This is a genomic window from Pseudorhodoferax aquiterrae (assembly GCF_014652235.1).
Taxonomy (GTDB): domain Bacteria; phylum Pseudomonadota; class Gammaproteobacteria; order Burkholderiales; family Burkholderiaceae_C; genus Pseudorhodoferax; species Pseudorhodoferax aquiterrae.
Genome location: NZ_BMYK01000058.1, coordinates 1 through 10,408 on the forward strand (window position 1 = coordinate 1; position 10,408 = coordinate 10,408).

Sequence of the window (10,408 nt, forward strand, 5' to 3'; positions counted from 1 at the left end):
TGCTCACTGAGCCTGCTCGGCGAAGTCAAGATGACTTCGCCGGACGCTTACGTCGCACATGAGCCTATTGTGGCTGGGAGCATGGCGCCTGACTCCAGGCCGGCCCACCCAGGTGCACTGGCCTGCAGCGTCCGGACTTTTCATGGAAGAAATGCCGTCCAGTGGACGTGCCGGAAAAACGCCAGCAGCCGAGCGTGGTCGTAAGCGGCGACCAAAGCCGGCTCGTCAAGGCGGCGCAGCAGGGGGATGGCTTAGAGAACGCTGAGGACAGCCCTCGCTGCCGCGTCGCCCCTCGCTGCACCCGTGACAAGACTGGGACCGTGTCAGGGATCTGTTCACGCGTCGTCTTCGCCTTGCGCGTGTTCGTGCGCTGCCGTCTCGGCCTCATCGGCAAAAAGCCTGACCGGCATGGCTTTGGGTTGGCAATACTTCATGGCCTCCTCCAGGTCTTCGAGGCCAAAAAACATGGGCCCAGTGCGCGAGATGACGAGGTAGCCCTGGTGCGTCATCGAGGATGTACTGGCATTCTTGGTCATGGCTATTTTTTCGATGTAATGGCTTTGCGCCGCGGATTGCCGGCCCAGTACCAGTAGCCCGGCACCGTGCGGGAGATCACCGAAGAACGTGTCGATGTTGTCGTGCGTGCAGGAGGCCGCATCCTCGGAGATCTGGATCCCTTCAATGGGACAGTGCGCGATGAGCATCGCCCTACTTCCCACGGCTCGCAGGCGCAGTGCTCAACAGTTCGGCCACGCCATAGGCCCACTTGGCACCGTAGTCGATGTGACCCTGAGCCAACTGCTCCTTGACCTGGTCCAGAGTTGGGACCGGCCGACCGTGCCGTTGAGCGTAGTCAAGCGCGGCCGTCCGGACGGCAAGCCGCTCCTTCTCGATCCAGATCCCAACCTCGCGCTTCTCACGCAGCAGAGCCTCGGCCTGGAAGGCGTCGTACAGCAGTCCGGCCGGCTCGTGCGTGGGCCCGAAGATGCCGTCACTCATTCTGAAATCCTATCGTCTGCGTGCTCTGCGCCAGTGAACAAAGTGTCGAGGACGCAGATGTTCCGGGTGAACCTAGGCGACGAGCTCCCAATGAAATTCCACGCGCCTTCATGACACGGGCTCGCTGCCCTACGGTATCTCCGTGTGATGCGGATTGGCCTTCTGTAGCAATGGCAGCTGATCGTCAGTGCGGATGGAGATGCACGGTCAAGAGCTGTGCGTGGGCGGCCTGACCTCGTCGGTGGGGTTAGGCATGACTCGGTACCTGCCGACCGGCTTTGCTCTTTCATGGGGCGATTATCTGTCTGCCGCCAGTACCAAGACAGAACTCTGGCTCCCCCTCCGTACGCTTTCTCGCAGGCCGGTGAAAGAAGCCCGGTCACGCCCGGGCTTCACCACTTCGGCCGGCCGAGACGTCGTCCGGTAGGGCGTCAAGGAACGATGGAAATCGTGATCGATCCGTTTCCGCCCGCAGCGCCAGCCGCGCCACGGTTGGTGGCAAGCGAGAACACAGCTCCAGACGGGCCAGTGCTGCCGCCGCCGCCGCCGCCGCCGTCCGACATAGGGCCACTTCCCCCGCCGGCGCCGCCGCCGTAGCCACCGCCACCACCGCCGCCGCAGCAGGCACTTCCGCCTGCACCCCCGGAGCCCGATCCCGCGCCCGCACCGCCTGGTGCTCCACGTCCCCCAACGCCGCCCTGCCCGCCGTTTCCGTTGCCGCCGGCAACGCCCGGCGCACCGCTGAAGGTGCCGATGGCGCCGCCCGTGCCACCGGAGCCACCAAAGCCGCCGGAGCTATCGCCGCCCTGGGAACCCGCAGCCACTCCGTTGCCGCCGCCGTTACCGCCGCTACCGTTGCCGGCGGTGCCCGAGCCGGAACCACCGCCACCGCCAGCGATAACTTGGTTCGGTGTACCCGCGTTCACAGTCGATGCGCCCCCGCCGCCGCCCGTGATATTGTCCGTGGCCCCTCCGCCACCGACAAAAAGGTTGAGGACGTCGCCCGGGCTCACGGCCATAGTCACGGTCACGCGACCGCCATGTCCGCCCGTGTAAACACCGCCGCCGCCCCCACCACCGACGGCGTCGACTTGGACCGCCGTCACGCCGCCTGGCACGGTGTACGTGTAAGAGCCAGGAATGGAGTAAGTGTTCGGCTGCACAGTGAGCAACGATGTCGAACTCACACTACCCACCAGGGCCGTGATGGTCGTCGCACCGTTCACCAGTCCAGTCGCAAGACCTTTCGTGCCCGCTGCGTTGCTGACCGTCGCGACCGATGGCGCGCTCGAGGTCCACATTGCCGTCGCGGTCAGGTCTTGGGTGCTAGCATCGGTGAATGTTCCGACGGCGGCAAAGCCCTGGGTGCCGCCAGAGGCGACGCTCGCGCTCGAGGGGTTTACCGCGAGAGACACAAGGGTCGCCGGCGTGACGGTCAGCGTCACCGGTGCCGATGCGATGGCGCCACTGGCTGCCGTGATCGAGGCCGTGCCAGTCGCCGTGGTCGTGGCCAAACCGTGCGATCCGTTGGCGTTGCTGACCGTTGCCACACCGCCGTTGCTAGAAGCCCAGGTCACCTGGTCCGTCAAAGGCTGGGTGGTCTGGTCGCTGTAGATGCCAACGGCGGTGAACTGCTGCGAAAGACCCGCTGCAACGTTCGGGCTAGCGGGCGTCACGGTGATCGAGGACAACGTCGCCGGTGTCACGTTCAACGTGATCGCCGTGGAGGTCACGCCTGCGAACTGCGCCGTGATCTGGGCGTTGCCGACTGCCACCGAGTTGACCCATCCAACGGTCCCTGGGGCATTGCTGACGGTCGCCACAGCAGCGTTGTCCGACGTCCATGTCACCTGGTTGCTCAGGTCGCGCGTGGTGTTGTCACCAAAAGTTCCAGTGGCGATCAGCTGCTGCGTTGTCCCCAATGCGATGCTTGGCGTTGCAGGCGTCACGGCGAGCGAAAGCAACTGCGCTGCCGTAATGTTGAACGTCGCAGCGGCTGTGGCCGATCCGCACGTGGCAACCCGGCAAGTCGCCGTGACGGTGACCTGGCCCTGCGCAAGGCCAGATGCCAAACCGGCAGTAGAGATCGAAGCGAAGGTCGCGTTGGACGTTGCCCAATCCACATCGGCCGTCACGTCCTGGGTGCTGTTGTCGGTCAAGGTCGCCGTGGCCGCAAATTGCGAGTGCGTGCCGGCCGGTGCCGAGGCGATCGCTGGCGTGACCGCGATGCTCGCCACCGTGGCCGGCGTCACCGTCAGCGATGCGCTGGCCGACTGACCCTCGAACGAGGCGCTGACGGTGGCCGTCCCCACGGCCGCACCCGCTGCCTTGCCGGCCGCATCGACCGCGACGACGCTCGGCGTGCCGGATGACCATGCGACCGAGCCGGTGACGTCACGGTTGGTGTTGTCCGTGTAGATCGCAGTCGCGGACAGCTGAACCGACGTTCCTGCGGCGAGGGTGGCTTGAGCAGGTTGGATTTCCAGCGCGCGCAGAGTGGCAGGCGATGAATCGCCGCCTCCGTTGCACGCGCTGAGAGAGACCAAACCAGCCAGTGCGAGGAGCTTGAGATGCCACCAGAGAAGGCGGAACGGCAGAAGCATGAATGGCGTCCTTTGAAGCGGTTGAAGATTGACGCTCGGCAACTCGCCTTCTTCTGCTCTTGAGGGGCTAGCTGGTGGTGAAGCGCTGACTCAGTCTAACCATATGTCACTCGATCAACGCAAATGCAACTTTTCGTTCGGCTGGTTTATGGGCGAATTGCAGCAGACGGGCAGATGACCTGCTCGGGAGCCATTCTCACGGACCCTACCAGGACCAATGCCCAGCCGCCCTTGACGGACTGTGTCGATGGGAGCGGCGCCGCATCACGTTTCCCACACGATCTCGGCGTCGAGGGAACGAACAAATGCGCCATCGGTTCATGAAGGCCCAACAATCAATTTCCCAATGCGGTCAAGATGCGCAAGCTGTCCGCCGACGTTGCCCTGGTCTTAAGCACCCTGGTCGTCGGAGCTGTCCCTGCTTTCGCATCGGGCAGCATGGCCGGCCAGCTCAGCACCAAGATGTGCTGCAGGCCGGTTGCATCGTCTCCGGCGCCCCGGGCGCGGGTTCCACCGGCGTGAATTTCGGTACCCTGGACTTCGGCACCCAGCCGGCCACCTTCACCGGCATACTGGCCGCCACCGCTTCCGGCGGTGCCGGTGGCGCCGGCGCCACCCAGATCTTCTGCTCGCCCGACGTCACCTCCCTGTCTATTACCGTCAGCGGCGGCAACAACGCCGGCCAGGGCGGCTCCGTCGGCATGGGCTCGCGCGCCATGAAGTTGGGGACCTCCAGCTATCTGCCCTACGAGGTTTACAGCGACGTCGCCATGACCAATGCATACCCCACCAGCGCCAGCGCTGTCGGTGTGACGCTGCCCGGCACGGGTGTAGCCCTACCGCTGCCGATCTACGGCCGCATCAACAAGACCAGCCCAGCCGCGTTGAGCGCGGGCACCTACACGGACGTGCTTCAAGTCACGCTCGCTTGGTAAGACCGGTCGGTTGCGTTCCGCGCCAATTCGCGGAATCGTCCGCGCCTGTTTCAGCACGAGCGCTGGCCTGCCTCCAACCCTCTGCATGAAAGACGCCCGAATTCGTAGACACCCGCAACAGCGACCGCTAGGCGCAAAGCCAAGTAGAACCTATGCGCGCCTACGGATTGCTATTGCCTTCGCCTATTCGAGATCGGACTTGCGCCTGAAATGCTTGAGGTCCGCAGCGGACCGTTTCGCATAGGCACTGGACCCATCGCTGGGACCGTCGACGACGAGCCGAGCGCTCTCCGTGACCTGCAGTTCCAAATAGAGATCGCCGATGACCTGGACCGATTCCCCGCCCGGGAAGCGGACGAAAAGCATTCCATCTTCTGCATCGTCCGAAGCCACCGCGGTGACGCTTGCCCCAGTCAGCACGTGAATGGCCACCTCATCGCCCGCGCGGTGAGCTGGCAGGAACTGCTGGAGTTGGTTCAAGGCGTTGATGATGCGTTGGCTGCGGGTAGTTTGGCTCATGGAGGTCTCCGTGAATCGATGAGCCATCGTATTCGTGGGGCGCGCAAGGAGCGAAGGCCCTCTCATCTACAAGTCGATTCCTTCCGCGCGCCACGTACCGCAATGAAGTTGCCGGACGCCAGACCAAAAGGGGCTCGGGACTGCCGATCTATACACGCGTCACCGGGAATTTTGCTAACACGACACCGGGAGATAGGACGCCCCGTCGAGTCCCAACCAAACCGTCTACTGACATCTCTTTCAACCTCTTCGGAAACCGATATGCCAACCAGCTACTCCACCGCCGCCAGCACCACCGTCCCCGTTCGTGTTCGGACGTTTTCTGCCCTGGACTACATCGCCTTGGTGTTGCTGATCGTTGGGGGCGTGAACTGGGGCCTCGTCGGGCTATTTGGCTTCGACCTGGTCGCTGCGATCTTCGGCGTCATGACCCCGTTCGCACGGATCGTCTACGTCCTCGTGGGCCTGTCTGCCATCTACGGCATCAGCATTCTGTTCCGCCGGTCAACTTGATGCCCTCACCCGCAGGCCATGAACGAACACGGGTACGGCAGCCATCCTAGGCAGCTGCCGCGTGTCGCACCCCATGCGTCAAATGGGACGGATGAAGCCGTGGAGACGCGCCACGGGATGGTCCTCGTCGCTGAGGCACAAGACACATCAGCACCATCCAGGTCGCGCCTGGCATCCGCTTTTTTCCGAGGTCTCACGGCATTTCGCCGCGCAGCTCTGAATCGACTGGCCAACATCGGTCCTCTTCGAGAACCAATCCCAACACAAGGAGGACTCCATGATCTACGCCGTGGAGCGGTTCGTTGGAACGACGCGGGTTCGGTGTCGGACGTTCGCTAGCATCCGATCGACCTTGACGATGAGAAGCTCGTGCACGGGGATTCCGTCGTCGTCCCAGTCGAGACCGCCATCGAAGGAGACGAAGCGCTCAGCAGTGCGCATCTGCCGCAACGGCGCTCCAGGCAGCCAGCTTGCCATTCAGTCATCGCCAGGAGGCTCGTTCCTCGTTGATGGTCCCGCTGTCTTGCTGGCCAAATTCTCAAGGCGATGCCGACCCTAGCCCGTGCGCGGTTCCACTTCCTCGCCTAGCGACAAGGCAACCAACTGGAAAGCGGGCCCGAGATGCAACCCCGATGGACGCGCATTGACCAGCTTGACATCGCTGAGCCTGGCCGCCAATGCAAGCGCCTCAGCAAGATGGCCAACTAGCCGTTTCTGCGATGGACGGTGCTTGAGCGCGTACCACTGCGTCGAACGTAGCAGTTCTGCGCGCGAAGGGTGGACTAAAGTGGCGAGGCGCCGCGCCTGACTCGGACTTCAGGCTGCTGAGTTGGGCGGACACAGGCAGCCAACTGGCGCAGTTTGTCCCTTCGCATCCATGTCGGTTGGAAACGACGTCGTCATCCGAGCCAGACTTGGTAGGGTCACGGAAGCACTGCGGATCACCGGCTACGGGTCATTGGGCTCGGGCTCTTTCATGTGGGTGCCTTGCGCAGCGTGGGTCACGACCATTTTGAACGTGGAACTCCCGTGCAAAGTTACTGAACGGTTCTCGGCATGGATGTCAATGGCGCCTCAAACACAGAAGGTCAGCATGAAACGTCGTTCTCTCGACGAGCAACCCATTCAAGTTGGTGTGGTTGCTCCACTGACGAGCCCAGGTTGGGAAGGAGCAGGCCGGCACTTGATCGCTGGCGTCGAGCTTGCCGTCCGTGAGATCAATCTGCAACGCAAGCTGCGCAATAGAATCAAGTTGCTTGTGGAAGATACGGCAGCGGATCCTGAAAAGGCGCTAGCTGCCGTGGAGAATCTCGCTCGGCAAGGTGCTGCCGCCATCGTCGGTGAGTACCACAGTGTCGTTGCTCGGGCCATCGCCAAGAGAGCGCACGAGCTCAAACTCCCTTTCGTTTGTGCGTCGGCTGTGCTTGACACGCTTACCGATGGACCAACCGATTGGGTCGCGCGACTCGCACCGCCGCAATCGCGCAGCTGGGCCCAGTACGCCGATTTTCTAGCAGCTCTAAATCACCGTGGCATCGCCGTCGGCTACATACCCAGCATTTACTGGAACACAGGTCGCGGAATCCTGCGCGATCGATTAAAAAAGTTAAATATTGACTTGGTGGAGATCGACGTGTCGAGCGTATCGCCGGTCGATCTATGCAGACGCCTTGCGCCGACCTCAGCAACGGCGCTGATCCTGCTCGTCGGTGCTCCTGAGCCGTTCATTTCCATCGTTCGGCATGTGCGAGAGGAGCCGCGGCTGGCGGGCATGCTGATCGGAGCGCCTGCGGGACAGTGTGAACTCGACGAGGTGCATTCCGTTCTGGGACACCAAGGAGCAGGTATCCCCTTTCTGCAATATCTCCCAAGCCGACTGTCAGCGGCCGGTCGGACAACATTAGAGCGTCTTGAGCGAATGCTCGGTCAAACACCGTCGTTCGTCGCCTTGGAAGGATATGACGCGACAAAAGTAGTCATCAGCCTCCTTGAGATGAAGGCAACAGGCATCGCCATGGACGTCATTTGGCGAAGCATGAACATTGAAGGATCAAGAGGGCACATCAGGTTCTCTCGCGTGTCGGGTATTGACGTGTGGCAGTGGATCGAAGCTCCAATACAGATTGCTGACCGAGATCCTGCGAACCCAGACTCAATCCGCATCCGCCGCTCGCAACTTCGAAGTGCTCCGTAAGGGGAGTGAAATCGTTCGTGCGTTCTTCACCAGCCCAAGGGGCACTGGATGCCTCGGGCGAGCGAGAAAGGGCATTTCACCTCAAGCGCTCCGCAATCTAGGTGAGTTTCACGCCGTTCGGCTTTCGTCAGCGGTCGTCTTCGACCTCTGATCGGGTTACGCGGCAGCAGTCACGCGCGCGGGACGGCTTCACAGCGTACCTGTCATGGTGGCGCACCCAACTCATCGTGTGCGGCAGCTCACCTTCGTCTCTGCCGTGCGGCGTCAAATCAAGGAGTCGGTATGTGCCCATCATGACCTCCACGCCCCGACCATACGTTGAATACGTGTGGAACACTTGCCCCAGCGCCCCGCGCTCGAAAACGCTGATGCCTGGCGCCTCACCGTGGGGAAATGCTTCCTCGCGAAAGTTATAGAGAACCGAGCCGTTTGCCAACTGCTCTTTCGTGAAGCTAACCCCAAAGTCCGAGTTGAAGTCGCTACCGTACGAAGAAAGCCATCTGAATCGCCAACCCATACGTTGGCGGAAGCGCTCAAGTTCTTGCAATGGCGCACGTGAGACTGCACAGAACGCAACGTCGCGTGCGAGGAGGTGGGGGAGCATAGCGTCGACGTGGTCTGCCATGAAAGAACAGCTGGGGCAACCTTCCTCCCAACCAGGACCAAGCATGAAGTGCTGAACAATCAGTTGGCTCGACTCACCAAAAAGCTGAGAAAGCGTGCACGTGCCATCGAGCCCTTCAAAGCAATAGAGCTTGTCAATGTGGTGCCGAGGTAAAAACCGTCGCCCTCGCGCGAGTTCATCCGATAGTCGCATCAGTTCCTTTTCGCGTGCGAGCAAGGCCATTCGAGCGCCAGTGGACTCCGGTGTGAAAATCATTGCCAACCCCTTCTATCGGACGCAGAGTTGTGCGCCTTTCCCTAAAATCTACAGTGGGTTTTGCGCGAGGGGAAGTAACAAATTCGTCGCGATAGCTGAAAACTCCATGCATCCAGGGGCGCGTCAGTCTGCCTCTTTGGCAGTCGGACACTGCTGGATTACAAGCTGGCGCGTTACGCCACTGCCCCGCGCACGCAACCTTCGCAACCTATATGGAACTGCGACCGAAGGGGTGGGAGACCCGTTTACTCTGCACTGCCGTCACCAGAGCGGTCTTCGGCAACGCGGTTTGATGCTCGGGACTGCCAGCTCCCGCCTCCGGAGACCACGAGGCCCCATTCCACGACATGCATTTCATGAAACGCAGCGATCCTGTAGGTCGCTTCTGGCGCGCCAGTCTCCCGTTTTCAGCGTTCGGGAGAGGTTCATCGAAGTTGCGTCGCACAACGCCTGCAGCTGCGCGCGGTAGTGCGCCTGATCTGCTTTTCCCGAGTCGACCCTAAGGCTGTCTTTCAGGCGGGAAGGCCGCTGATGCATCTATCTATCGCCTTTTTTGTGCGGACTGGGTGGGGGTAAAGTGAAATCGACACGCAATTCATGCATGTCCGCGGATGTGATGTTCCAGGCGATGAACGGATGACTTCTGACTGTGTGAAGGCTCAAGCTTTGCTCGACGGTGTCTGCGTCGCATGGTAGAGAAACGGCTGCGTGAGGTCACCGTGTTCATCCGTGAATAGCTCCCCAGGAAGAAACCCAGCTTTTTTAAGCACCGCATGCGAGGCGCAATTATTTGGCGCCGTAGTGGCGACAAAATCCATGAGGCCATGAACTTCGGTGCCATATGCAACGAGGCCGCGCAAGACTTCTGTGGCAATACCCTGCCCCCAACAGCAGCGCAAGTATGCATACTTGACCTCGGGCTCCTCTTGATCTCCCGGATGCACGATGCCGCAGAATCCGATAGCTCGTGGCCGTCCCTTCAATTCGACTGCGAACATTCCGTATCCACGCCTTTTGTAATTGCGGAAGGTAACGACCAACCATTCGCGGCATTCGCTCTCGCTAAGCGGTCGGCCGTCGCCCACCCATTTCATGGCTTCTCTGTCGCCATAGACCTTCACCAGCTCGTCCAGGTCTGCGCTGCACCACCGCCGTACCAGTGAGCGCTCGGTTTCAAAGACTTTTTCAAACATCAAAGACATTCAGATGCTGGCCTCACAGGGCAAGCTAGGCGCGCGGTGGGGATCGCCAAGAGCGACGCGGTGGCATTGACTGCGCCCACACGATGCTTAGAACTTGCAACATACATGAAAAAACGGGAAGTGGTTGACTGATTTCGAAAAACTGGGGTTGATGGCCCCGATCCCTGAACACCGCCCACAGCCGCGGGAAACGACGGCTCATCCGGTAACTATGCGATCGTTCCTGACCGAATTTCACTCCTTGGGGGGTCACCGTACCAGCCAACGGCTACTTCTCTTATGCACCTCCAGCTTGAAAACTACTCGTCGATGGTCGCAGCGGCCAAAGACGTAGCCGTCGTGGACACGAGCGATTTAATTGGCCATGACCGGCCCGATTCGCAGGTAGGTGCTGCCCTGCCCTGTACCGCTTTGGCCGCGGCAAAACGCCTCAAACAGTGGGACGACCGCACTCCGCACCCGCGACTGCCGGTAGTCGGCTTCGTTGTGAGATAGCCCCCTGATTCCCCGGCCCCGTCCTGTCGCTTATCTTTGGAGATAGGAACAGGACAGTGCATATGACT

General features: G+C 61.2%; 10 protein-coding genes. 3 read left to right on the top strand and 7 right to left on the bottom strand.

The genetic code is table 11. The features are described 5' to 3' along the window. Positions 1-335 precede the first annotated feature (335 nt). From IE209_RS33135 to IE209_RS34285, 3 genes are all read right to left on the bottom strand, one after another. The gene (locus IE209_RS33135; protein ID WP_189691125.1) at positions 336-704 is read right to left on the bottom strand and encodes a hypothetical protein; all 369 of its coding nucleotides are present in this window, start codon (positions 702-704) and stop codon (positions 336-338) included. 4 nt (positions 705-708) lie between these two features. Next, complete coding sequence (locus tag IE209_RS33140; protein WP_189691126.1) at positions 709-999, bottom strand: hypothetical protein; 291 nt, start codon at positions 997-999, stop codon at positions 709-711. A 431-nt stretch (positions 1,000-1,430) separates the two neighbouring features. After that, complete coding sequence (locus tag IE209_RS34285) at positions 1,431-3,602, bottom strand: beta strand repeat-containing protein (protein ID WP_189691127.1); 2,172 nt, start codon at positions 3,600-3,602, stop codon at positions 1,431-1,433. A 464-nt stretch (positions 3,603-4,066) separates the two neighbouring features. On the opposite strand from IE209_RS34285, the gene IE209_RS33150 reads away from it, so the two are divergent. After that, the gene (locus IE209_RS33150; protein WP_189691128.1) at positions 4,067-4,537 is read left to right on the top strand and encodes a spore coat protein U domain-containing protein; all 471 of its coding nucleotides are present in this window, start codon (positions 4,067-4,069) and stop codon (positions 4,535-4,537) included. 183 nt (positions 4,538-4,720) lie between these two features. Here the strand turns inward: IE209_RS33150 and IE209_RS33155 are convergent, their stop codons facing one another. After that, positions 4,721-5,056 (bottom strand): hypothetical protein, encoded by a 336-nt coding sequence (locus IE209_RS33155; RefSeq protein WP_189691129.1) that lies wholly within the window; start codon positions 5,054-5,056, stop codon positions 4,721-4,723. Positions 5,057-5,317: 261 nt separating this feature from the next. Between IE209_RS33155 and IE209_RS33160 the strand changes: the two genes are divergently transcribed. After that, entirely contained in the window at positions 5,318-5,569 is a 252-nt protein-coding gene (locus IE209_RS33160) for a DUF378 domain-containing protein (RefSeq protein WP_189691130.1), read from the top strand. Between the two features lie 282 nt (positions 5,570-5,851). Here IE209_RS33160 and IE209_RS33165 read toward each other — a convergent pair whose 3' ends face one another. Continuing rightward, entirely contained in the window at positions 5,852-6,046 is a 195-nt protein-coding gene (locus IE209_RS33165) for a hypothetical protein (RefSeq protein ID WP_189691131.1), read from the bottom strand. A gap of 616 nt (positions 6,047-6,662) precedes the next feature. Between IE209_RS33165 and IE209_RS33170 the strand changes: the two genes are divergently transcribed. Further along, positions 6,663-7,763, top strand: coding sequence for an ABC transporter substrate-binding protein (locus tag IE209_RS33170; RefSeq protein WP_189691132.1), 1,101 nt, complete (start codon positions 6,663-6,665; stop codon positions 7,761-7,763). Positions 7,764-7,890: 127 nt separating this feature from the next. On the opposite strand, the gene IE209_RS33175 is transcribed toward IE209_RS33170, so the two are convergent. Together IE209_RS33175 and IE209_RS33180 are read right to left on the bottom strand one after the other, a co-directional pair. Next, positions 7,891-8,610, bottom strand: a complete 720-nt coding sequence (locus tag IE209_RS33175; RefSeq protein WP_308433250.1) for a DUF899 domain-containing protein — start codon at positions 8,608-8,610, stop codon at positions 7,891-7,893. 692 nt (positions 8,611-9,302) lie between these two features. Next, positions 9,303-9,836 carry a GNAT family N-acetyltransferase gene (locus IE209_RS33180; protein WP_189691134.1) on the bottom strand — a complete coding sequence of 178 codons (534 nt, stop codon included), beginning with the start codon at positions 9,834-9,836 and terminating at the stop codon, positions 9,303-9,305. Positions 9,837-10,408: the final 572 nt, after the last annotated feature.